20 protein-coding genes are annotated in these 23117 nt (G+C 66.8%); 8 read left to right on the top strand and 12 right to left on the bottom strand.

Features of this window, described 5'->3' with window-relative positions; all coding sequences use genetic code 11:
• Positions 1 to 37: 37 nt before the first annotated feature.
• On the bottom strand, positions 38 to 1459 hold the full coding sequence (gltX, locus tag DNX69_RS08595) for a glutamate--tRNA ligase (RefSeq protein WP_110785596.1): 1422 nt from the start codon (positions 1457 to 1459) through the stop codon (positions 38 to 40).
• A gap of 161 nt (positions 1460 to 1620) precedes the next feature.
• Here gltX and DNX69_RS08590 point away from each other — a divergent pair, with 161 nt between their 5' ends.
• Both DNX69_RS08590 and DNX69_RS08585 read left to right on the top strand, forming a co-directional pair.
• Entirely contained in the window at positions 1621 to 3303 is a 1683-nt protein-coding gene (locus DNX69_RS08590) for a glutamine--tRNA ligase/YqeY domain fusion protein (RefSeq protein ID WP_110785595.1), read from the top strand.
• Between the two features lie 98 nt (positions 3304 to 3401).
• Entirely contained in the window at positions 3402 to 5672 is a 2271-nt protein-coding gene (locus DNX69_RS08585) for a ComEC/Rec2 family competence protein (protein WP_110785594.1), read from the top strand.
• A 32-nt stretch (positions 5673 to 5704) separates the two neighbouring features.
• Here the strand turns inward: DNX69_RS08585 and lexA are convergent, their stop codons facing one another.
• Both lexA and glp read right to left on the bottom strand, forming a co-directional pair.
• Positions 5705 to 6415 (bottom strand): transcriptional repressor LexA, encoded by a 711-nt coding sequence (gene lexA, locus DNX69_RS08580; RefSeq protein WP_110785593.1) that lies wholly within the window; start codon positions 6413 to 6415, stop codon positions 5705 to 5707.
• A 176-nt stretch (positions 6416 to 6591) separates the two neighbouring features.
• Positions 6592 to 7803: a gephyrin-like molybdotransferase Glp gene (gene glp / locus DNX69_RS08575; protein ID WP_110785592.1), complete on the bottom strand. Its 1212-nt coding sequence runs from the start codon at positions 7801 to 7803 to the stop codon at positions 6592 to 6594.
• A gap of 194 nt (positions 7804 to 7997) precedes the next feature.
• On the opposite strand from glp, the gene DNX69_RS08570 reads away from it, so the two are divergent.
• A complete protein-coding gene (locus DNX69_RS08570) occupies positions 7998 to 8342 on the top strand; it encodes a hypothetical protein (RefSeq protein WP_110785591.1) in 345 nt (114 codons plus the stop codon).
• A 15-nt stretch (positions 8343 to 8357) separates the two neighbouring features.
• On the opposite strand, the gene DNX69_RS08565 is transcribed toward DNX69_RS08570, so the two are convergent.
• Together DNX69_RS08565 and DNX69_RS08560 are read right to left on the bottom strand one after the other, a co-directional pair.
• Positions 8358 to 8834 carry an acyl-CoA thioesterase gene (locus DNX69_RS08565; protein WP_207803129.1) on the bottom strand — a complete coding sequence of 159 codons (477 nt, stop codon included), beginning with the start codon at positions 8832 to 8834 and terminating at the stop codon, positions 8358 to 8360.
• A 34-nt stretch (positions 8835 to 8868) separates the two neighbouring features.
• Complete coding sequence (locus tag DNX69_RS08560; RefSeq protein WP_110785589.1) at positions 8869 to 9495, bottom strand: HAD family hydrolase; 627 nt, start codon at positions 9493 to 9495, stop codon at positions 8869 to 8871.
• Between the two features lie 257 nt (positions 9496 to 9752).
• Between DNX69_RS08560 and DNX69_RS08555 the strand changes: the two genes are divergently transcribed.
• Entirely contained in the window at positions 9753 to 10610 is an 858-nt protein-coding gene (locus tag DNX69_RS08555) for an OmpA/MotB family protein (protein ID WP_110785588.1), read from the top strand.
• Positions 10611 to 10650: 40 nt separating this feature from the next.
• Here the strand turns inward: DNX69_RS08555 and DNX69_RS08550 are convergent, their stop codons facing one another.
• Positions 10651 to 10899: a PilZ domain-containing protein gene (locus tag DNX69_RS08550; protein WP_110785587.1), complete on the bottom strand. Its 249-nt coding sequence runs from the start codon at positions 10897 to 10899 to the stop codon at positions 10651 to 10653.
• A gap of 174 nt (positions 10900 to 11073) precedes the next feature.
• Positions 11074 to 11574 carry an Hsp20/alpha crystallin family protein gene (locus DNX69_RS08545; RefSeq protein WP_110785586.1) on the bottom strand — a complete coding sequence of 167 codons (501 nt, stop codon included), beginning with the start codon at positions 11572 to 11574 and terminating at the stop codon, positions 11074 to 11076.
• 241 nt (positions 11575 to 11815) lie between these two features.
• Between DNX69_RS08545 and DNX69_RS08540 the strand changes: the two genes are divergently transcribed.
• Positions 11816 to 12319, top strand: a complete 504-nt coding sequence (locus DNX69_RS08540) for a hypothetical protein (RefSeq protein WP_110785585.1) — start codon at positions 11816 to 11818, stop codon at positions 12317 to 12319.
• A gap of 100 nt (positions 12320 to 12419) precedes the next feature.
• Here DNX69_RS08540 and DNX69_RS08535 read toward each other — a convergent pair whose 3' ends face one another.
• The 5 genes from DNX69_RS08535 to DNX69_RS08515 form a co-directional block, all read right to left on the bottom strand.
• On the bottom strand, positions 12420 to 14978 hold the full coding sequence (locus DNX69_RS08535) for a cation-translocating P-type ATPase (protein WP_110785584.1): 2559 nt from the start codon (positions 14976 to 14978) through the stop codon (positions 12420 to 12422).
• 37 nt (positions 14979 to 15015) lie between these two features.
• A complete protein-coding gene (moaC, locus tag DNX69_RS08530) occupies positions 15016 to 15546 on the bottom strand; it encodes a cyclic pyranopterin monophosphate synthase MoaC (RefSeq protein WP_425327298.1) in 531 nt (176 codons plus the stop codon).
• A 257-nt stretch (positions 15547 to 15803) separates the two neighbouring features.
• Positions 15804 to 16601 (bottom strand): indole-3-glycerol phosphate synthase TrpC, encoded by a 798-nt coding sequence (gene trpC / locus DNX69_RS08525; RefSeq protein ID WP_110785583.1) that lies wholly within the window; start codon positions 16599 to 16601, stop codon positions 15804 to 15806.
• Positions 16602 to 16738: 137 nt separating this feature from the next.
• Positions 16739 to 17755, bottom strand: coding sequence for an anthranilate phosphoribosyltransferase (gene trpD, locus DNX69_RS08520; RefSeq protein WP_110785582.1), 1017 nt, complete (start codon positions 17753 to 17755; stop codon positions 16739 to 16741).
• A 35-nt stretch (positions 17756 to 17790) separates the two neighbouring features.
• The gene (locus DNX69_RS08515) at positions 17791 to 19692 is read right to left on the bottom strand and encodes a peptidylprolyl isomerase (protein WP_110785581.1); all 1902 of its coding nucleotides are present in this window, start codon (positions 19690 to 19692) and stop codon (positions 17791 to 17793) included.
• Positions 19693 to 19951: 259 nt separating this feature from the next.
• On the opposite strand from DNX69_RS08515, the gene tpiA reads away from it, so the two are divergent.
• From tpiA to DNX69_RS08500, 3 genes are all read left to right on the top strand, one after another.
• Positions 19952 to 20728 (top strand): triose-phosphate isomerase, encoded by a 777-nt coding sequence (tpiA, locus tag DNX69_RS08510; RefSeq protein ID WP_110786028.1) that lies wholly within the window; start codon positions 19952 to 19954, stop codon positions 20726 to 20728.
• Positions 20729 to 20903: 175 nt separating this feature from the next.
• Positions 20904 to 21308, top strand: a complete 405-nt coding sequence (secG, locus tag DNX69_RS08505; RefSeq protein ID WP_110785580.1) for a preprotein translocase subunit SecG — start codon at positions 20904 to 20906, stop codon at positions 21306 to 21308.
• A 166-nt stretch (positions 21309 to 21474) separates the two neighbouring features.
• Positions 21475 to 23106, top strand: coding sequence for a CTP synthase (locus DNX69_RS08500; protein ID WP_110785579.1), 1632 nt, complete (start codon positions 21475 to 21477; stop codon positions 23104 to 23106).
• Positions 23107 to 23117 lie beyond the last annotated feature (11 nt).

Raw genomic sequence — 23117 nt, 5'->3', positions numbered from 1 at the left:
TGCAAGGCGGCCGGACACCAGCCGTTTCCGGGGGACTTTATCCAGCTTGATCAGCCAGCCGCGACAGGCATTCGTCGCGCCCCAGCACCGCCAAAACATCGAAGATTCCCGGAGATGTGGTCCTCCCGGTGAGCGCCACTCGGAGCGGTTGCGCCACCGCACCGAGTTTGAGCCCGGCCTGTTCGGCGAATGCTCGCATCGCCGCCTCGGTGGTGGCTGCCGTCCACGGCGAAACGTCCTCGAGCGCGGCGCGCAGCCGGCCGATCAACTGCCGGGTTTCGGGCGTCAGCACCGCTTGCGCTTTCGGATCGAGCGCCAGCGGCCGGTCGGCGAAAATGAAGCCGGCATTGTCGAGCAGCTCGAGCAGTGTCTTGGCACGCTCCTTCAGTCCAGGCATCGCCTGGGTCAGCTTGGCGCGAATGCTGTCGTCGAATTTGGCGGCCAGCGCCGGGCCCTGCGGGATGTATTTCAGCAGGTCTTCCAGCTGAGTCACGAGACAGTGATCTTCGCTCTGACGGATGTAGTGACCGTTGAGGCTCTCCAGCTTGGCGAAATCGAATCGTGCCGCGGAGCGGCCGATCGCCGGCAGGTCGAACGCGTCGATCATTTCCTGCGTGGTAAAAATTTCCTGATCACCGTGGCTCCAGCCAAGGCGGACCAGATAGTTACGCAGCGCGGCGGGCAGGTACCCCATCGCACGGTAAGCATCGACGCCGAGGGCGCCATGGCGCTTCGACAACTTCGAACCGTCCGGGCCGTGGATCAGCGGGATGTGCGCCATCACCGGCAGCTCCCACTCCATCGCATCGTAGATCTGCTTCTGCCGCGCGGCATTGATGAGATGATCGTCGCCACGGATCACGTGGGTCACGCCCATGTCGTGATCGTCGACCACCACCGCCAGCATGTAGGTCGGGGTGCCGTCGCCGCGCAGCAGCACCAGATCGTCGAGATTCTCGTTCTGCCAAGCGACGCGTCCCTGAACCTGATCCTCGATCACGGTCTCGCCGGTGAGCGGTGCCTTCAGTCGGATAGTCGGCTTGACGCCCTCGGGCGCCTCGACCGGGTCCCGGTCGCGCCAGGTGCCGTCGTACAGCTTGGCGCGGCCCTCGGCGCGCGCCTTGTCGCGCATCGCTGTCAGCTCCTCGGCGGTGGCATAACAGCGGTAGGCCTTGCCGGCCGCGAGCAATTGCTCGGCGACCTCGCGGTGCCGGGCGGCGCGCGCGAACTGGTAGACGGTGTCGCCGTCCCAATCGATTCCGAGCCATTTCAGCCCGTCCAGGATGGCGTCGATCGCCTCTTGGGTCGAGCGCTGGCGGTCGGTGTCCTCGATTCGCAGCAGCATGGTGCCGCCGTGCTTGCGCGCATACAGCCAATTGAACAGCGCGGTGCGGCCTCCGCCGATGTGCAGGAAACCAGTGGGCGAGGGCGCGAAGCGGGTGACGACGGGACGGGTCATTCGAACCAAATTCAGGGAAGGGAACGGGCCGGAGCGGCGCGCAGGGTGTATAGCAGGATCGGCGCATAACTAAAGTGCTCCGCGCAGCCTGAAGGGGTTGGCGCGGGGCGGCGGATTTGGCAGATACCCCTTTCGGTTCCGACCAGTAGGACGATTGACGAATGACCACGGCAGATACAGCGGCGGGCGAAGCAGGGCGCGACTTCATTCGCGACATCGTCCAGGCCGATCTCGACAGCGGCAGGCACCGGACCATCGTGACCCGGTTCCCGCCGGAGCCCAACGGCTATCTGCACATCGGCCATGCCAAGTCGATCGCGCTGAATTTCGGCATTGCGCAGGAGTTCGGCGGCCGCTGCCATCTGCGGTTCGACGACACCAATCCGACCAAGGAAGAGCAGGAGTACATCGACTCGATCCAGGCCGATGTCCGCTGGCTCGGCTTCGACTGGGGCGAGCACATGTTCTACGCCTCGGACTATTTCGAGCAGCTCTACGCCTGGGCGGAGCTGATGATCCAGAACGGCGACGCCTATGTCGACGACCAGTCGCAGGACGAGATCCGCGCCAGCCGCGGCACGCTGACCGAGCCGGGCCAGAACAGCCCGTTCCGCGATCGTTCGGTCGCGGAAAATCTCGACCTGTTCCGGCGGATGAAGGCCGGCGAGTTTCCGAATGGCGCGCGAGTGCTGCGCGCCAAGATCGACATGGCGTCGGGCAACATCAACCTGCGGGATCCGGTGCTGTACCGCATTCTGCACGCGCACCATCCGCGCACCGGCGACAAATGGTCGATCTATCCGAGCTACGACTACGCCCACGGCCAGTCGGACGCGATCGAGGGCGTCACCCATTCGATCTGCACGCTGGAGTTCGAGGACCATCGGCCGCTGTATGAATGGCTGCTGTCGAAGCTGCCGGTGCCGTCGCAGCCGCATCAGTACGAATTCGCCCGGCTCAACATCACCTACACGCTGCTGTCGAAGCGTGTGCTGACCGAGCTGGTGCGCGGCGGCCATGTGTCGGGGTGGGATGATCCGCGGATGCCGACGATGGCCGGCATGCGCCGGCGCGGCGTGCCGCCGGCGGCGCTGCGCGATTTCGTCAAGCGGATCGGCGTGGCGAAGGCCAACAGCGTGGTCGATCTCGGCATGCTGGAATTCTGCATCCGCGAGGAATTGAACCGCACCGCGCAGCGGCGGATGGCGGTGCTGAAGCCGCTGAAGGTGGTGATCGAGAACTACCCGGAAGGCCAGACCGAAGAGCTGGAGGCGATCAACCATCCCGACGATCCTGCCGCCGGCACCCGCAAGATCACCTTCGGCCGCGAGATCTACATCGAGCAGGACGACTTCATGGAAACGCCGCCGAAGAAGTTCTTCCGGCTGTTTCCCGGCAATGAAGTGCGGCTGCGCTACGCCTATTTCATCAAGTGCCGCGAAGTGATCAAGAACGACGCCGGCGAGGTCGTCGAGCTGCGCTGCACTTACGATCCGGAGACCCGCGGCGGCAACGCGCCCGACGGCCGCAAGGTCAAGGCGACGATGCACTGGCTACCGGCGGCGCAGTCGGTCAAGGCTGAGATCCGGATCTACAACCAGCTGTTCGCCAATCCGGCGCCGAGCGCCGCGACCTTCGCCGACGATCTCAATCCTCAGTCGCTCGAAGTTCTGACCGACGCGCGGATCGAGCCGGAGACGGCGGCGAGCGCTTCGACCGAGCCGCTGCAGTTCGAGCGTCAGGGGTACTTCGTCCGCGATCGCGACTCGACCGCGGACAAGCCGGTGTTCAATCGTACCATCGGGCTGCGTGATACCTTCGCCAAGGAAGTGGCGAAGGGCTGATGCCCGACTGATGGGATAATGGACGATGCGGTGCCGGCGATTGCCGGCGCCGCTGATCTGCTCCACTGTTCGCTGGGCAGCGAAGGTGGGGCGCGGCCTTGCAGGGGCGCGATCGAACCAGGGCACGGACATGGCCGGTCGGCGCCTCGGCGGGGGCCGCCGCGTTGTTGGCGTTCGGGCTGAAATGGTGGCCTGTGCTGATCGATCGGCTGCGCGAATGGGCGCGCGCCGAAGCAGGGCCGGGACGGCTGTTGCCGTGGACGCCCGTCGCATTCGGCTCCGGCATCGCGCTGTATTTCGCGGCCGACCACGAGCCGGTCGCCTGGGTCGCCGCTGTCACTGCTGCCGGATTCGCGATCGCAACTTTTCTGCTCCGCCGCACCCGGGCGTTCGCGCCGCTGTTACTGATCGCGGCGGCGGTGTCGGGCTTTGCCACCGCCTCGCTGAAGGCCGCCCGCATTGCGCATCCGGTGCTGAGCAAGCCGATGTTCGCCGCCCGGCTGAGCGGCTTCGTCGAAGTCCGCGAAGAGCGCGAGCGCACTGACCGTTTCGTGCTGCGCATCACCGATCTGCATGCGGCGCGGACGCCGCCACGGCTCGAACGGGTACGACTGTCGGTGAAGAAGGGCAAAGCGCCTGCCGTCGGCAGCTTCGTGACACTGAAGGCCCGGCTGCAGCCGCCGTTACAGCCGCTGCGGCCGGGTGGCTACGACTTCGCTCGCGACCTGTATTTCCAGGGCATCGGCGCGTCCGGCTTCGTGCTCGGCGGAATTGCCGCCGCGGCGCCGGTGCAAGACGGCGGTTGGCGGTTGCGCTATGCGGCGGCGATGCAGGGATTGCGCGACGGCATCGACGCGCGGATCAGGGCCGCGCTCGATGGCGACGCCCGCGCCATCGCCACCGCGTTGCTCACCGGCAAGCGCGATGCGATCTCGACGCCGGTCAATGACGCGATGTTCGTTTCCGGATTGGGCCATGTGCTGTCGATCTCCGGTTACCACATGGCGGTGGTCGCGGGCGTGGTGTTCTTTGCGCTGCGCGCGCTATTGGCGCTGATCCCAGCTCTCACGGTGACGTTTCCGATCAAGAAGGTCGCGGCTGCCGCGGCGCTCGCCGCCGCGGCGTTCTATCTGCTGCTGTCGGGCGCCGAAGTGGCGACCCAGCGCAGCTTTCTGATGACCGCGGTGGTGCTGATCGCGGTGATGGTCGATCGCCGCGCCATCACCTTCCGCACCCTGGCGCTGGCGGCGCTGATCGTGCTGACGATTGCACCCGAGGCGCTGGTGCATCCCAGCTTCCAGATGTCGTTCGCCGCCACGCTAGGTCTGGTCGCATTGGTACAGATCGGGATGCCGGCATTGTTCGCAGCCGCCGACAGTTCGGTGGCGGCGCGCGCCGCGCTGTGGGGTGGCCGCGAGATCGCGCTGCTGACGCTCGCCTCGCTGGTCGCAGGGCTCGCGACCATGCCTTACGCCGCCTATCACTTCCACCGCATCACGCCCTACGGCGTGCTCAGCAACCTTGCGGCGATGCCGGTGGTCTCGGCGATCGTGATGCCGGCGGGGTTGCTGGGCCTCGCCGCGATGCCGTTCGGCTTCGATGCGCCGTTCTGGCGGATCATGGAGTTCGGCATCGACTGGATGGTCCTGGTGGCGCAATGGGTGGCGGCGCTGCCCGGCGCGGTCGGCCGCGTCACCGCGTTCGGCACCGGCCCGCTGCTGCTGGCCTCGCTTGGTCTGGTGACGGTCGGATTGCTGCGCACGTGGCTTCGCTGGTCGGGAGCGATCGGGCTGATCGTGGCGATCGGCTGGGCGGCGCTGACGCCGCAGCCGGAGGTGCTTGTCTCCGGCGATGCGAAGCAGGTCGCGGTGCGCGGCGCCGACGGACGGCTACGGCTGATGCAGAGCGGCGCCGACGCGTTCCGGCTGAAGCAATGGCTCGCGGCCGACGCCGATTCCCGCACGCCGGACGACGCTTCGCTGCGTGCCGGCGTATCTTGCGACGCCGACGGCTGCGTCACGCCGCTCGCGGATGGACGGTTGGTTGCGCTGTCGCTCCGGCCGGACGGCCTGGCCGATGATTGCGCCCGTGCGGTGCTGATCGTCACCGCAGGCCAGCCGCCGCCGGACTGTGCGGCGCGGGTGATCGGCCACGATAATCTGCAAGCCAGCGGGACGCTGGCGCTGCGGCGAAGCAAGGATGCATCCGCTGTGTTTGTCACCGAAGCGGCCCGACCAAGGGGCCGCAGCCGGCCATGGGCCGAAGCGACCGCGGAGACGCAGGGCAGGCCGGCCTCGATCAGGCGCCCGGCACCGGCCACCTCCGACGATGCGACCCCAGCTCCGCAGGACCGAACAGACGAGGACTGAGCGCGACGCTCGCCAAAACTAAAAAGCGCGCCTCAGTACTTGCGGTACAGCCCGATCAGCTTGCCTTGGATGCGGACGCGGTTGGGCGGCAGGATCCGGACCTCATAGGCGGCGTTGGCCGGCTCCAGCGCGATCGATGCGCCACGACGGCGGAAGCGCTTCAGCGTCGCTTCCTCTTCGTCGATCAGTGCCACCACGATATCGCCGGTGCTGGCGACCTCGTTCTTCTGGATCAGCGCCATATCGCCGTCGAGAATGCCGGCTTCGACCATCGAGTCGCCGCGCACTTCGAGTGCGTAGTGTTCGCCGCTGCCCAGCATGTCGGCCGGTACGCTGATGGTGTGGCTGCGGCTCTGCAACGCTTCGATCGGGGTACCGGCGGCGATCCGCCCCATCACCGGCACTGCGACGCTGCCGCGATCATGATCGTCCTCGGCCGGCTCCGGGCTCGGTGGGCGGACCTTGCCGAGATTGCCCTCGATCACGCTCGGGGTGAAGCCGCGGCGGCCTCCGTTGGGCATGCCGCTGGTATCCGGCAGCTTGATGACCTCGATGGCGCGGGCGCGGTTCGGTAGCCGGCGGATGAAGCCTCGCTCCTCCAGGGCCGTGATCAGGCGATGGATGCCCGACTTCGAGCGCAGGTCGAGCGCATCCTTCATCTCGTCGAAGGAGGGCGGGACGCCCGCTTCCTTCAACCGCTCGTTGATGAATTTCAACAGCTCAAACTGCTTGCGCGTCAGCATCGGCGATTCCCCATTCGGCGACGATCGGCCGGTTCGAGGTGCGTTCCGAACCCGGCGGCGAACCCTTGCGAGAGCTTCATCGTCCCCGAATCTCGAAAACAAATCATGAATGTACACTATCTGTTCGGGGTGTGTTCCGCAACCTCTTAATCGAACACCAGGAATTTCACGGGTCGCTATAGTGGGAGCTTAAGGATGACGCAGGGTGAACCGGCCTGGGCGGCTGGCTCGAACGCCGGGCGAACGATCAGCGCTTCGGCCGCGGCGAGCCGCGCCAGCAGCGACGAGTCCTGACTGTCGACCGGGGTCGCGACCTGTCGTCCGGTTTCGTCGCGCGACAGCGTGGCGCGCAGATAGTCCTGGCGCCGGTCGTTGGCGGAAAGATTCGCGCCGAGCAGCGCCGGCTCGCGGACGTGCCCGGGCTCGCTCATGCCGCACAGAGCCCGGATCAGCGGCACCATGAACAGCACCGCACAGACGTAGGACGACACCGGATTGCCGGGCAGGCCGATCACTCGCATCGGGCCGAGACGGCCATGCATCATCGGCTTGCCCGGGCGCATCGCGATCTTCCAGAACGAGATCGTCGTGCCTTCGGCTTCCAGCGCACCCTTGACCAGATCGTGGTCGCCGGCGGACGCGCCGCCGGTGGTGACTAGAATATCGACGCCGAGATCGCGGGCCTGCCGGATCGCGGCCCGGGTCGCCTCCAGCGTATCGGCGGCGATGCCGAGGTCGATCACCTCGGCGCCTTCGGCCTGCGCCAGAGCGCGCAGCGCGTAGCCGTTGGAATAGACGATCTGGCCGGGGGCGGGCGCCGTTCCCGGCATCACCAGCTCGTCGCCGGTGGCGAGCATCGCCAGCCGGGGGCGGCGATGCACCGGCAGCGCGGCGTGGTTCATGCCGGCGGCGAGCGCGAGGTCGCGGTCGCTCAGGCGGTGCCCCTGGCGCAGCAGGATTTGGCCTTCGCGGAAGTCGACGCCTGCGGGGCGGATGTGCCGGCCGGGCCGGACGGATTCGTTGACCGTGACGCGGTCGCCGTCGCGCAGCGTGTCTTCCTGAATCACCACCGCGTCGGCGCCGTCGGGCACCACGCCGCCGGTGAAGATCCGCAGCGCCTCACCCGGGCCGATTCCGATCGTCACCGGCCGTCCGGCAGCGACCTCGCCGATCACCCGCAGCGTCGCCGGCGGAGCTGCGACATCGGCGGCGCGCACCGCGTAGCCGTCCATCGCCGACATCGGCTGCGGCGGCTGGGTCCGTAGCGCGACGAGATCGCGCCCCAGCACCCGGCGGTGGGCGTCCTCGATCGCGACCATCTCGGTGTCGAGGCCATCTACGCCGGCGAGCACCGCGGCAAGCGCTTCGTCAACCGGCATCAAGGCCATCGGGCTCCTCCCTGGCAGTCGGACGTGAATCGAACCGTTACGATCCGGCTTTAGGTGGCGCGCAGCGGCCGTGCAAGGCCGTAGCGCCATCGCCGCGACCCGCGACCCGCCGCCGCGTCGTTCGAAATCATTATTGTGGAACCGTTGCGTCGGCCTGTACCACGGTCCAGGCATCGAGCGGACGGAGCGGGCAGATGGAAGACTTTCCGAAATGGTTCCTGCGGATCATGGTCGTGGTCGGCATCATCGCGTTCGGCTCGGTGTATTGGATGCGCCACGACTGGAGCAAGGGCTGGGCGCCGTCCTTCAACGCCGACGACTACGGCCCGCCGGGCGCGTCTGCGCCTGGAGCTGCAGCACCCGTGCCGCCGCCCGCCGCAGCGACGCCGCCGGCCGCGCCGGCTGCGAGCGACGCCGCACCGGCCACTGTTGCGCCGAGCGCGCCAACCGGCCGCGCCTATGTGCCGTGCCAGCCTATCGGCCGCACCGCGAAGGGCGAGCTGGTGTATTCGATGGATTGCCGCAACCCGCCGCAGTAGCGCGGTGCGTGGTCGTCAGGCGGACGACGAGGCGTCGTCCGCCTTGATCATCACCGGCAGATACACGCTGGCGAATTCCGGCGGCAGACGCCGCGGGCGGCCGCTGCTCAGCTCGATGCACACCAGCTGCCAGCGTCCGCGCATGATGGTGGCGCCGTCGCGCAGGCGGATCAGTTGGAAGCGGCGCTCCATCACCAGTTTGCCGTCGCTGCCGTAGATCCAGGTGCCGAGCAGCATCTCATCGCCGAGATGGCTCGGCAGCAGGTAGTCGTATTCGCCGCGTCGGATCGCCATCGCCCGGTCGATCCGTTGCCAGTCGGCGAGCGACAGGCCGAGCGCTTCGGAATGCGCCCAGCCGACGCTGTCACACCAGCGCACATACACCGAGTTGTTGGTGTGATTCAGCCCGTCGATATCGGCCGGCGCCGGCGTCATCGGCAGCGTGAACGGGGCGGGATGATCCCAGGCGAGATCGGCAGCAGCGTCGGTCATCATCACGTCTCGTCGGTGCTTCGTTCGCGCGCGCTTACAGGCCGAGCTGATCGAGCGCGCGGGCGACGTCGTCGCTGGAATGCACCTGGACGGCGTGCAGCCCGCGCTCGCGCGCCGCCTCGATGTTTTCGGCCAGATCGTCGAAGAACACAATGCGCTGCGGCACCACTCCGATCGCCTTGACGACGTAATCGTAGGTCTCGCCGTGCGGCTTTCGCATCCCGATCCGCGACGACAAAAACATTTCGCGGAAGTGCACCAGCAACTCGGCATAGTGCTCGGAGAAATGCGCGATGTGTGCGTCGTTGGTGTTGGACAGCGCGTACAGCGGAAGCTGCTTGGCGGCGCGGTCGAGCAGCGGCGCGATGCCCGGCATTTCACCGATGAAGATCGCGTTCCAGCCTTCGCGCAACTGTTCGTCGGTCAGCGTCAGGCCGAGCGCGCTCCGCACCGCGGCGAAAAACTGCGCGTTGGTGACGTGGCCGGTTTCGTAGCGGTGAAAAGTGTCGTCCTGCGACAGCTTTGCCATCAGCGCATGCGGATCGCTGCCGAGCTCGACGGCCCATGCCTTCAAGGTGCGGCGCAGGTCGTAGTCGATCACCACGCGGCCGAGATCAAACAGCAGCGCATCGGCGGCGCCGGGGGCGAGAGCGGTCGTCATGGTCGGAACCTGTCGGTGAGAAGAGGCGGACTGCAACGCGCAGACACAGGCGCATTTTGGTTAAAGAATGTTATAGGCTGACGAAACCGTTTGGTAATCCGCAGCCGCTATGGTCATCGGTGCTGCGAAGCGCATTTTCTGCATCGATCTTCCATCACGTGCGGTATCGCGGCGCCGAGTTTGATCAGCGGCGATCCGCATATGCGTTCCGAACTTCCCGCCATGTTGCACCTTACGACCGCGTCGGGGCGATCCTGATGAAGGGCGGTGGTGGGCGTCTGTCCTCGGGTAACAACAAGAAGAAGGTCGAGGAAGCTCACGCCACCCACGGCTGGTTCGTCACTTTCGCGGACTTGATGGGGCTTCTGGTCAGCTTCTTCGTCATGCTGGTGTCGTTCTCGACGCAGGATCTCCGCAAGCTGCAGATCGTCGCCGGCTCGATGCGCGATGCGTTCGGCGTCCAGCAGAACTCGCGGTTTGCCGGCGTCCTTGAGACAGACGGCGTCCCGGTGCAGGGCCAGGTCAAGAGCAAGCGCAACGTCGCGCCCGATCAGGCCAGCAACACGCCGCATCTTGAGGAGGCCGGAGGCTCCGGCAGCGCCGCGTCGCACGCCAAGGCGGAGCGCGAATTCGCGCTGGCCTCCGCGTCGCTACGTCAGGCGCTGCAGGACGTGCCTGAGCTCGCCGAAATGACCAAGAACGTGGTGTTCGAAGAGACCCCGGTCGGGCTCAATCTCGAACTGACCGATCAGGACGGCCGGCCGATGTTTCCGGACGGCTCGGCGATGCCTTACGAACGCACCCGCCAACTCGTCGCCCGGCTCGCGGCGCCGCTGCGCGCCACCTCGCTGCGGGTGACCATCGTGGGCCATACCGCCGCGACCGTGATCCGGCCCGGCGACGACGATCCGCTCGGCCTGTCGGTCAACCGCGCCAATGCGGTGCGCCAGATCCTGAAGCAGGAGGGCCTGCCGACGAGCCAGGTGCTGTCGCTGGTCGGCAAGGGCGACGCCGAGCCGCTATTCCCGGATGCCCCGACGCTGGCGGCCAACCGCCGCGTCACCATCACCTTGATGCGGGAAAATCCGCCGCTGCCGCCGGATCTGCAGCGCTGACAACGGCCTCACCCGGCAGATGTCGATTGATGGGGCTGACCTAGAAGCACAGCCCGACGCGGCGGCCGCGCTTCCATACCATCCGGCATTTCTTCCTGGTGGCGCCGTGCAGCATCTCGAACCGCTGCGGCAGATTGGCGTCGGCATTGAGTTCGACGCAGGCGCCGCCCGCCGAGTAATCGATCACGCGGCAGGGGACCACCGGCAGTTTCGGGCCGACGATCAGGCTGGCATTCCCAGAGACGAGCCCGCTTGGGCGGACGCGCGCAAACCGTCGCGGCTGAGTCATGCAAATGGCTCCCGGGGCTGGTTGGGTTGATGATCAACCCGATTGCAGCCGAGACTTGTTAAATTCGAGTTGTTGTCGATTGATAATAGTCGCTACCTGCTCGCAATTGAGCTGCGCCCCGAACTGCGTCACGGAGCCGGGGCGCAAATGCTTCAAATGCTTAACGATGTGTTGTTAGTTCGCTTTCTGAATTTCGATCCGCTTCGCCGTCGACGGCGGGGTATCGACCTTCGGCAGCGTGACGGTCAGCACGCCGTTCTTGAAGCTGGCACTGACCTGATCGGCCGCGACCGCGACGTCCAGCGGAATCCGGCGTTCGAATTTGCCGTAGAAGTGCTCGCTGAACTGCTTGTCCTTGGCCTCGGACGACGCGGTCTTCTCGCCGCGGATCGTCAGGACGCCGTCATCGAGCAGGACCTCGATGTCTTTTTCTTCCAGGCCAGGGACTTCGGCGGCGATGGTCAGCTCCTTGTCGCCATCGGTGATTTCGAGTTTCGGCCAGCCGGTGCTGAACGGCGTCAGAGTGCCGACACGGGCCGGCAGATCGAAACCGCGAAATACGTCGTCGAACAGCCGATTCATCTCGCGGTGCAGCGACAGGAACGGGTCGCCTTCAAACGAGCGAGGCGCGGGTTGATTAGTCCGGGCCCACGGAATGATGTCGCGCATGTTCATGGATGCCTCCTCAACCTCAGTCTCTTGAATGTCCTCGATGTCGTTAGTTGTGATCGGAAAGCCCCCGCGCATTGCGGGTGCACATTCGATTTGGGCGTTGCTGCGCCGCCGTCAAGGGCCAGGGTGGTAGCCCCGTGCGAGGGGCGTGAAAATTTTTCCGTCGGGGGTCTTGAAAGTGGTAACGCCGTGTCCAAGTCATCGGCCGTCCCGTTTTGGAAGGAGGAATTCGGGAGGACCACAGATGCGATCCACCAATTTCGAACACAGCTACGCGCCTGGCGCCGCGAGCGTCACGGCCTCGAGACCGTCGGCGACGGTCTACGATCACCCCGACCAGGTGCTGCGCGACGATGCGCTCAGCATCGCTGACAAGCGTGCCATCCTCTCCTCATGGGCGTCCGACGCCAACGCCGTCGAGCAGCAGCCTTGGCTGCGTCTCGCGCCGGGGCACCGCAATCCGGTGCCGCTGCGGGCGATCCTCGATGCCTTGAAGTGGCTCGACGACGACGAGCCGCCGCCGAAAGGCGGGGCCTCAATCCGGCTGAGCGGCGACCGCGCCGCTCAGCATGATCCGTCCGACGACGACCGGCCATCATGGAGGAGACATCATGGTCTGGCGCAACGCATCGACCAGTTTCGACCCTTACCGCTGCCCGGAGTGCGGCGCGACCATGCGGCTCGCGCGGGTCGAACCACGGCCGGTCGGCCGCAGCGTCGAGTTCGAGCGGCACATCTATCGCTGTGAAGACTGCGCCAATACCAGCCGGTTCGTGATCGACCGCCAGGCCGCGGACTACGCGTTCGCGTAGCGACCCCATCCGCGTCCCGCGATGCGGCGACCGGCGTTACCACGGTTGCCGCATCATCCTCCGCCATAGCGGCTTGACCAGTTCCAGCACGATCAGCACCATCAACGCCGCGGCTGCGATGAGGCCGAGGTCGTCGGGATGCAGTGGGCCGAACCGGAACAGATCGCGCAGCCACGGCCAGGCCAGGCTGGCGACCAGCACCACCGCGACGACGCCGAGCATCGCCGCCAGCATCGCGTTCGGCCGTCGCAGCGCCGTCAGCAGCGAAGCGCTGAACGAACGGTTGACGAAGATCAGGCCGACGAAACTCAGCACCAGCGCAAAGAAGGTGAGGGCGCGCAGCTCGGTGTCGGGCATCGCACGCATCTGGCCGATCACGAAGACGCCGGCGACCAGCACGAATACCAACAGGCCCTGCAGCAGGCCCCATACGATGAGCGCGCGGCTGAACAGCGGCTGCTCGGGATCGCGGGGCGGGCGGCGCATCGCGTCGTCCTCGGCGGTCTCGGCTTCGAACACGATCGAGCACACCGGATCGATGATCATCTCCAGGAACGCGATGTGGATCGGCCCGAGCAGGATCGGCAGCCCGAACAGCAGCGGCAGCAGCGCCAGCCCGGCGATCGGCACGTGCACGGCGAAGATGAAGCCCATCGCCTTGACGAGGTTGTCGTAGATCCGCCGGCCGAGCCGGATCGCCTTGACGATCGAGGCGAAGTCGTCGTCGAGCAGCACGATCGCCGAGGCTTCGCGGGCAACGTCGGTGCCGCGGCCGCCCATCGCGATGCCGATATGCGCCGCCTTCAGCGACGGCGCGTCGTTGACGCCGTCGCCGGTCATGGCCACGACCTCGCCGCCTTTCTTCAGCGCCTCGACGATCCGTAGCTTCTGCTCGGGCATGATCCGGGCGAACACGGTGGCGCCGCGTAGCCGCTCCGCGAGCCCTTCATCGTCGAGCGCCGCGATTTCTTCGCCGGTGACGCAAGCGTCGGCCCCGATCCCGGCCTGACGGGCGATCGCCTGCGCGGTTGCCGGATAGTCGCCGGTGATCATCACCACACGGATGCCGGCGGCGCGGCAGTCGGCGACGGCGGCCGGCACCGACGCGCGCAGCGGGTCGGCGAGGCCGACGAGGCCGAGGAAGTCGAAACGGAAGCCGAGTTGGGTCTCCGGCCAATCCTCGCCCGGATGCGACGCGCGGGCGACGCCGAGCACCCGCAGGCCCTCGGCGGCCATGGCGTCGATGGTGCGTGAGACGTTGCCGAGCGCGGCGGCATCAAGGCCGCACATCCGCGCAATCGCCTCCGGCGCACCTTTCGCCGCCACCACGTAGTTGCCGGCATCTTCCGGGTCGCGCCAGACCTGGGTGATCGCCAGCAGGTCGCGGCGCAGCCCGTAAGCGTGGACGAGGCTGCGCGCGCCATTGCCGTTGGGCAGATGGTCGCCGGCGAGCCGGTGCAGCGCGAGGTCCATCGGGTCGAACGGATCGGGTGCGGCGGCGAGCAGACCGGTCTCCAGCAGCGGCGCGAAGCCTTGCGGCAGCGCGCCGTCCGCGCGCGGCCGGAACACCTCGCCGGAAGGAAGCCGCAGTTCGGCGACCGACATCCGGTTTTCGGTCAGCGTCCCGGTCTTGTCGGTACACAGCACGGTGGCGGAGCCGAGCGCCTCGATCGCTGCGGCGCGCCGCGTCAGCACCCGGGCCTGCGAAATCCGCCACGCGCCCATTGCCATGAACACCGTCAGCACTACCGGGAATTCCTCCGGCAGCATCGACATCCCGACGGTGATGCCGGCCAGCACGGCGTCGAGCCAGCCGTCGCGCAAGGTGCCGTAGAGGATCACGACCAGCGCGGTGAACGCGCCGGCGATGATGCCGAAGGTCCGCACCAGCTTGCGGGTCTGCTGCTGCAGCCGCGGCGCTGCGGTCTGCATTGAGCCGAGCGCCTGACCGATCTTGCCGATCTCGCTGCGCGGGCCGGTGGCGATTACTTCGGCGAGGCCACCGCCGCGCACCACCAGCGCGCCGGAATACACGTTGGGCTGGTCGTCGCCGCCGGGGCGGTGCGACGTGGTGGCATCGGCCTCGTCGCGGCCGAGCTTGCGCACCGGCACCGACTCGCCGGTCAGCAGCGACTCATCGACCAAAAGATCGACGGCTTGCAGCAGCACCGCATCGGCGGCAATGCGATCGCCTTCGGACAGCACGATGACGTCGCCGCGCGCCACCTCGCGTCCCGCAATGCGTTTGCGCTCCCCGTCGCGGATCACCAGCGCGCGTGGGCTGGTGAGGTCGCGCAGCGTCTCCAGCACGCGCTCGGTGCGGGCTTCCTGCACCACCGTGATCACCACCGACAACGTGGCGAAGATCAGCAGGATGATTGCTTCCTTGAGATCGCCAAGCGCCATGTAGACCACGCCGCCGCCGAGCAGCAGCGCCAGCATCGGCTCGCGCACCACCTCCAGCACGATGCCGAGCAGCGTCCGCCGATCAGCACTCGGCAGCTCGTTGTAGCCTTCGCTGGCGAGCCGTTCCGCAGCCTCGCGCTCGCTGAGGCCGGAGATGCTGTCGGAGGCAGAAGGGAGGTCGGCGGGCATCGGGCAACCTGACGTTCGAGGGCCCGCCGATGCTAGCCTACTTTCGGCTCGCGCTGGCGACGTAGTCGCCCGACTTGCCGCCGGTCTTGGCGATCAGATGGATGCCTTCGATCCGGACGCCGCGTTCGGCTGCTTTGATCATGTCGTAGATCGTCAGGCACGCCACCGACACCGCGGTCAGTGCCTCCATCTCCACGCCGGTCGGGCCGGTGACCTTGACGGTGGCGCGGACGATGCAGCCGGGCAGCTTGGCATCCGGCGTGATGTCGAGCGTGACCTTGGATAGCGCCAGCGGATGGCACAGCGGGATCAATTCGGCGGTGCGCTTGGCCGCCATGATCCCGGCGACGCGCGCGGTGCCGAGCACGTCGCCCTTCTTGGCGTCGCCGCTGAGGATCAGCTCCAGCGTCGCCTTTTTCATCACCACGCGGCCTTCAGCGACCGCGACGCGTTCGGTGGCCGGCTTTTCCGACACATCCACCATCCGCGCTTCGCCGCTGGCACCGATATGGGTGAGGGCGGGCGAGGGCGCAGCGGACTTGGTCGTTTTCTTAGCCACAGGCAGCACTCACGAGGCTTGCAAGGGAGAGGTCGCAGCGATTGCTCACCCTCCCCTGGAGGGGGAGGGCCGGACGGCGCAGCCGTCCGGGGTGGGGTGAGGCCGCGGGCGAAGCGTTCGCGGTCAAGCTGATCAGGATCGAGAGGCTGTCACCCCACCCCGTCACGGGCCGCGCGCTGCGCGTCCCGTGCCGACCCTCCCCCTCCAGGGGAGGGTAAGGGGCGTTCCGCGGCGCAGCCTTCGCCATCGTTCAGTTCCGCTCGGTCTCAGGCCGCGCGCGCCAGCAGCGCGCGGGTGGCGGCGGTGACGTCCTGCTGCCGCATCAGGCTTTCGCCGACCAGGAAGGTCGACATCCCGACCCGGGCGAGGCGGGCGAGATCCTCGGGCGTGAAGATGCCGCTTTCGCCGACCATCAGGCGATCGTTCGGGATCAGCGGCGCCAGCGCTTCGCTGGTCGCCAGCGTGACTTCGAAGGTGCGCAGGTTGCGATTGTTGACGCCGACCATCGGCGACCGCAGCTTCAGTGCGCGCTCGAGTTCGGGCGCATCGTGGACTTCGAGCAGCACGTCCATGCCGAACTCGAACGCGGCGTCTTCGATGTCCTTGGCCTCGGCGTCGTCGAGCGCCGCCATGATGATCAGGATGCAGTCGGCGCCGTGGGCGCGCGCCTCGACCACCTGATAGGTGTCGTACATGAAATCCTTGCGCAGCGCCGGCAGCGACACCGCGGCGCGCGCGGCGACGAGATAATCGAGACTGCCCTGGAACGACGGCTTATCGGTCAGCACCGACAGGCAGGCCGCGCCGCCGGCTTCATAGGCTTTGGCGAGCGCCGGCGGATCGAAGTCGGCGCGGATCAGGCCCTTCGACGGCGAGGCCTTCTTGATCTCGGCGATCAGGCCGTAATCGCCAACGGCCTGTTTGGCGCGCAGTGCCTTGACGAAGCCGCGCGGCGGCGAGGCTTCACGTGCGACCGCCTCGATCGCCGCGAGCGGACGCTCGCGCTTCGCGGCCGCGATCTCCTCGCGCTTATAGGCTTCGATCTTGGTCAGGATGTCGGACACGATGGTGGCTCCCGCATCAGCAAACGAGGGTCGTCATTGCGAGGAGCGAAGCGACGAAGCAATCCAGGAGCTCGATGCAGGGAGGCTCTGGATTGCTTCGCTTCGCTCGCAATGACGAATCTGAATCATCGGCGCATTCATGCCGCCTCCGACACCGCGATCAGCTTCTTCAGCCGCGCTTCGGCGGCGCCGCTATCGATCGCCTGGGTGCCGAGCGCGACGCCTTCCTTGAGGTCCTTGGCGCGGCCGGCGACCACCAGCGTCGCGGCGGCGTTGAGCAGGGCGACGTCGCGGTACGGTCCGGGCATGCCTTCCAGCACCGCGCGCAGCGCCACCGCATTGGCCTGGGCGTCGCCGCCCTTCAGCGCTTCGGCTGGGGCGCGGGGCAGGCCGGCGTCTTCGGGGCTGATCTCGAAGCTGGTGATCTCGCCGTTCTTGAGCTCGGCCACCGCGGTGGTGCCGGACAGTGTGATCTCGTCGAGCCCGTCGGAGCCGTGCACCACCCAGACCGCTTCGGAGCCGAGGTTCTTCAGCACCTGCGCCAGCGGCTGCACCCATTGACGCGAGAACACGCCGATCATCTGGCGCTTGACGCCGGCCGGATTGGACAGCGGTCCGAGCAGGTTGAAGATGGTGCGGGTGGCGAGTTCGACCCGGGTCGGGCCGACGTTCTTCATCGCCGGATGATGCGTCGGGGCGAACATGAAGCCGATCCCGGCTTCATTGACACAGCGGCCGACCTGCTCGGGCGTGATGTCGATCTTGACGCCGAGCGCAGCCAGCACGTCGGCGGCACCGGACTTCGACGACAGCGCACGGTTGCCGTGCTTGGCGACAGTGACGCCGCAGCCGGCGACCACGAACGAGGCGCAGGTCGAAACATTGACTGAGCCAGAGCCGTCACCGCCGGTGCCGACGATGTCGACCGCATCCGCCGGAGCGGTGACGGGCAGCATCTTGGCGCGCATCGTGGTCACCGCGCCGGTGATCTCGTCGACGGTTTCGCCGCGGACCCTGAGACCCATCAGCAGCGCGCCCATCTGCGACGGCGTCGCGTCGCCGGACATCATCGCGTCGAAAGCATCGGTGGCTTCTTCGCGCGTCAGCGTCGCGCCGGTCGCGACCTTTGCGATAATCGATTTGAAATCAACCATTGTCCCCTTCGGTGATGAACCGGCGGCATCCGCCGTCAGTTCGTCGCCGCCCCCGTTGCCTGCGCCACCGCTTCCTGATTGACCTTGGTGCCGATGTCCTTCTCCAGCCAGGCGATGTACTCGCCGACCTGCTCGTCGCGCAGCCGCTGCACCAGATTGTCCTTCAACTGCTGCATCTGCGGCGCGTTGAAGTCGGACGGCGGCACGGTGTCGCCGGTGACGCGATACACGTACCACTCGGTGTCGCTGCCACCGCGAACCTGGCCGGCGCCGTCCTTGGCGGTGCGGAACACCGCATCCACCACCGTGTTCGGCAATCCGGCGTCGGCGCCTTCGCGCTTGATGCCGGTCGCGGTCTGCACGGTGACGCCGGCCGGCGCCACCTCGGCCAGCTTGGCGCCGCCCTGCAGCTTCTGCACCAGCTCGGTCGCGAGCTTGCTCAGCTTTTCGCCGACCTGTTCGGCGCGCCAGCCGGCTTCCACCTTGTCCTTGACCTCGTCCAGCGGCCGCTCGCGCGACGGCGTCACACCGAGCACGTCGTACCAGACGTAGCCGTTCTGGTAATTGATCGCGTCGTTGTCGACGCCGGGATCGCTGTTGAAGGCGGCGTTGGCGAGTTCGAGTCCTTGCGGGACCGACGCCACCGGCGCGCCGTCAGGTCCGCGGCCGGAGCGGTCGATCGCATCCACCGTGACGGCGGTGAGGCCGAGCTGCTTGGCCGCCTCGATCACGCTGGCACCGCCGCCGCGGGCGTCTTCCATCTTGTCGTGCAGCTCCTGCACCTGCTTGCGGGCGCGCTCCTGAGCGATGTCACGCTTCAGCGACTCGGCGACGCTGGCATACTCCGGCTGCTTGCCCGGCTCGATCTTGGTGACTTCGAGCAGAACGGTGCCGAATTGTCCCTGCACCGGCTGGCTGACTTCGTTCAGCGGCAGCGCGAACGCAGCCGCGGCCACCTTCGGATCGAGCATGTCGGCGCGGCTGTTGAGGCCGAGGTCGAGATCGGACGGCTTGACCCCGCGCTCCTTGGCGAGGTCGGCAAAGCTGGTACCGCTCGCGATCTTGGCGCGGCCCGCCTGGGCCTCTTCCAGGTTCGGGAACACGATCTGTAGGATCTGCCGCTTCTCCGGCGTCGACAGCTTCTCCTTGCGCTCTTCGAACAGCTTCTGGGCGTCGGCGTCGGACACCTCGGTCCATTTCGCGATCGATTCCGGCGTCACCACCACGAACGAGACTTTGCGATATTCGGGAGCGCGGAACTGCGCCTTGTGGGAGTCGTAGAACGTGGTGAGGTCGGCGGGCGAGGGCGCCGCGATGGTGCCGGCCTGGGCGGCCGTCAGCTTCAGATAGTCGATCGCGCGCGTTTCGTTCTGGAACTGGTTCAGCGCCTGCAACATCGTCTTCGACGGCTCGAGGCCGGCGGTGATGCTGCCGGCGATCTCCCGCCGCAGCGCGACGCGGCGCTGCTCGGCGAGATAGCGCTGTTCGGTGAAGCCGAACTGCCGGATCAACTGCTGGAAGCGGTTGGGGTCGAACTGGCCGTTGGCGCCCTTGAAGTTCGGATCCTCGAGGATCGACTTCATGGTGTCGGCGTCCGACTGGCCGAGGCCGAGGCGGCGTGCGTCCTCGTCCAGTGCGGCTTCGGCGATCGTCTGCTGCAGCACCTGACGATCGATGCCGATGGCGCGCGCCTGATCCGGCGTCAGCGGCCGGCCGAACTGGCGGCCGATCTGCTGCAGACGGTCGTTGTAGGTCTGGCGGAACTGCTCGGTGGAGATTTCGGTGTGGCCGATCTTGGCGAGTGTCGAGCGGCCGAATCCGCGGAAGACGTCGGCGATGCCCCAGACTCCGAAGCTGACGATCAGGACGCCCATCACGATCGTCATGATGGTCTTGCCAATCCAGTTGGATGAGGCTTTGCGCATTCCTCGGAGCATGGAGTCACTTTTTGTCAGGAGGGAACCGGCCGCGCTCGCTGGGCGCGGGTGCGCAAATTAGCGTCGTCGGCTTGAAAATCCATCCTAAAGTGCCGCCAGTCGGGTCGCAACCGCAGGCGGCGTCGCGGCTGGCGCAGATGCCATCCCGTCGCAAGCCGGTGGTGCTGCGGATCGCCGCAGCACTGGTGTTCACGTCTCCTTGAGTCTCGCAATCGGCTCTGCTAGCGGAACGCCTCAACCCATTATTGCGAGAATGCTCATGCCGGTCCCCGCCGTTCGTCCTCTGATTGCTGGAAACTGGAAGATGAACGGCCTGAAGGATTCGGTCGCCGAGCTCGACGCGATGATCGCGGGCGCCGGGAAGTTGTCGCAGGGCATCGATATTCTGGTGTGCCCGCCGGCGACGCTGGTGGCGAGCTTTGCGGCGCGGCTTTCGGACGCTGCAGCCGGCAAGGCGCTGCCGTTCGCGATCGGCGGTCAGGATTGTCACGCCAATGTCTCAGGCGCCCATACCGGCGACATCGCCGCCGAGATGCTGGCCGATGCCGGGGCCGCGGCGATCATCGTCGGCCATTCCGAGCGCCGGGCCGACCATGCCGAAACCGATGCGATCGTCCGCGCCAAGGCGCAGGCGGTATGGCGTTCGGGGCTGGTGGCGATCGTCTGCGTCGGCGAGACCCAGGGCGAGCGCGACGCCGGCCACACCCTCGACGTGGTCGCCGGGATGCTGGCCGGATCGCTGCCGGACGGCGCTACCGCGGCGAATCTGGTGGTGGCCTATGAGCCGGTCTGGGCGATCGGTACCGGCCGCACCCCGACAGCGGCCGATGTCGAGGAAGTTCATGGCTTTATCCGCAAGACTTTGCGCGACCGGTTCGGCGCGGCCGGCGAGACGATGCGGATCCTGTATGGCGGCTCGGTGAAGCCCTCGAATGCACGCGAATTGCTGGCGGTGCCGCACGTCAACGGCGCGTTGATCGGCGGCGCCAGCCTGAAGGCGTCCGATTTCCTTGCGATCGCCGCGGGCTGCCCCTAACTAAACCGCGCCGAGCGGCGTTGCTGCGGCGTTTCCGGCGCCGCGCGGGGGTGACAAATCCCCGCGCGATCGTGTAGACACCGCGCGACTTCATTTATCCCGCAAGCCTGTCGAGCAGCCGCCCGCCGGCGCCTATCGGCCGTTTGGCGGCATTGGCTTGCGATGGAAGGGTACGATGCAGACTGTCATTATCGTCATTCACCTGATGTTCGTGCTGGGCCTGATCGGCGTGGTGCTTCTGCAGAAGTCCGAGGGCGGTGGCCTGGGCGTCGGTGGTGGTGGCGGTTTCATGTCTAGTCGCGGCACTGCCAACCTGTTGACCCGCACCACCGCGATTCTGGCGGTCGGGTTCTTCGCCACCAGCCTGTTGCTCACCTGGCTGGCGAGCTACAACCGTAAGCCGACGACGATCCTGCCGACCGCTGCGCCGGTTCAGCAGCAGGCCCCGGGTCAGCCGGCGCCGCCGCTGTCGCAGGGCGGTGGTCTGCTCGATTCGCTGAAGCAGGCCGATCAGAAGCAGAACCAGCAGCCGACGGCACCGGCCGCGCCTGCGGCGCCGACCCCGCCGCAGTCGCAATAAGCATTGCCGATATGCGCTGACGGGACCTTGCGTCTAGTCTGAGGTCCCTTCGGCAATCGTCTGAAATAGCTGAATTTTCAGCGTCACCCACAGGCATTGGTCAAACTGCCCGCGGGGTACGAATCGCTTTTGCGAATCGGACCTGGGGCCTTAAAGGTAAAGTCCCATGGCGCGGTATATCTTCATCACCGGCGGCGTGGTCTCCTCGCTCGGCAAGGGTCTGGCATCGGCGGCACTCGGTGCGCTGCTGCAGGCGCGTGGCTACAAAGTCCGGCTTCGAAAGCTCGATCCCTATCTCAACCTCGATCCCGGAACGATGTCGCCGTATCAGCACGGCGAAGTGTTCGTGACCGACGACGGCGCCGAGACCGACCTCGATCTCGGCCATTATGAACGCTTCACCGGTCGTCCTGCCACCAAGCAGGACAACATCACGACCGGGCGGATCTATCAGGACATCCTGACCAAGGAGCGCCGCGGCGACTATCTCGGCGCCACCATCCAGGTGGTCCCGCACGTCACCAACGCGATCAAGGAATTCATCGTCAGCGACAATGACGGCTACGATTTCGTCCTGGTCGAGATCGGCGGCACCGTCGGCGACATCGAAGGCCTGCCGTTCTTCGAGGCGATCCGCCAGATCAAGAACGACCTGCCGCGCGGCGATGTGATCTACATCCACCTGACGCTGCTGCCCTACATCCCGAGCGCCGGCGAATTGAAGACCAAGCCGACCCAGCATTCGGTCAAGGAACTGCGCTCGATCGGCATCCAGCCCGACATCCTGCTGTGCCGGACCGACCGGCCGATTCCGAAGGAGGAGCGGCGCAAGCTCGGGCTGTTCTGCAATGTGCGCGAAAGCGCAGTGATCGAGGCGCGCGACGCCGACAGCATCTATGCGGTGCCGGAGGCGTATCACGCCGCCGGGCTCGACGACGAAGTGTTGGCGGCGTTCGCGATTGCCGCCAAGGAGCCGCCGCAGCTGGCGCGCTGGCACGAGATCAACGAGCGCATCCGCAATCCCGAGGGCGCGGTGACGATCGCCATCGTCGGCAAGTACACCGGGATGAAGGACGCCTATAAGTCGCTGATCGAGGCGCTGAGCCACGGCGGCATCGCCAACAAGGTCCAGGTCAAGCTCGACTGGATCGAGAGCGAAGTGTTCGAGAACGAGGACCCGGCGCCGTTCCTCGAGCACGTCAACGGCATCCTGGTGCCCGGCGGCTTCGGCCAGCGCGGCGCCGAGGGCAAGATCGAAGCGGCGCGGTTCGCCCGCGAGCGCAACGTGCCGTATTTCGGCATCTGCTTCGGCATGCAGATGGCGGTGATCGAGGCGGCGCGGAATCTGGCTGGCATCGAGCAGGCCAACTCGACCGAATTCGGACCGACCCCGGAGCCGCTGGTCGGCCTGATGACCGAGTGGGTGCGCGGCAACGAGCTGGAGAAGCGCAACCAGGCGGGCGATCTCGGCGGCACGATGCGGCTCGGCGCCTATCCTGCGGCGCTGAAACGTGGCAGCCGCGTCAGTCAGGTCTATGGCGGCGCCACCGAGATCTCCGAGCGGCATCGCCACCGCTATGAGGTCAACACCGCCTACAAGGACCGGCTCGAACAGCACGGCCTGAAGTTCTCGGGGATGTCGCCGGACGGCGTGCTGCCGGAGATCGTCGAGTACGAGGATCACCCGTGGTTCATCGGCGTCCAGTTCCACCCCGAACTGAAGTCGCGTCCGTTCGACCCGCACCCGCTGTTCGCCTCGTTCGTCGAAGCGGCGCTAGTGCAGAGCCGGCTGGTGTAAGCCGGCTCGCC

The organism is Rhodopseudomonas palustris, from assembly GCF_003226555.1.
Lineage (GTDB): Bacteria > Pseudomonadota > Alphaproteobacteria > Rhizobiales > Xanthobacteraceae > Rhodopseudomonas > Rhodopseudomonas palustris_I.
The sequence above is the reverse complement of the archived record's forward strand: the minus strand, read 5'-3'. Positions and strand labels throughout refer to the sequence as shown.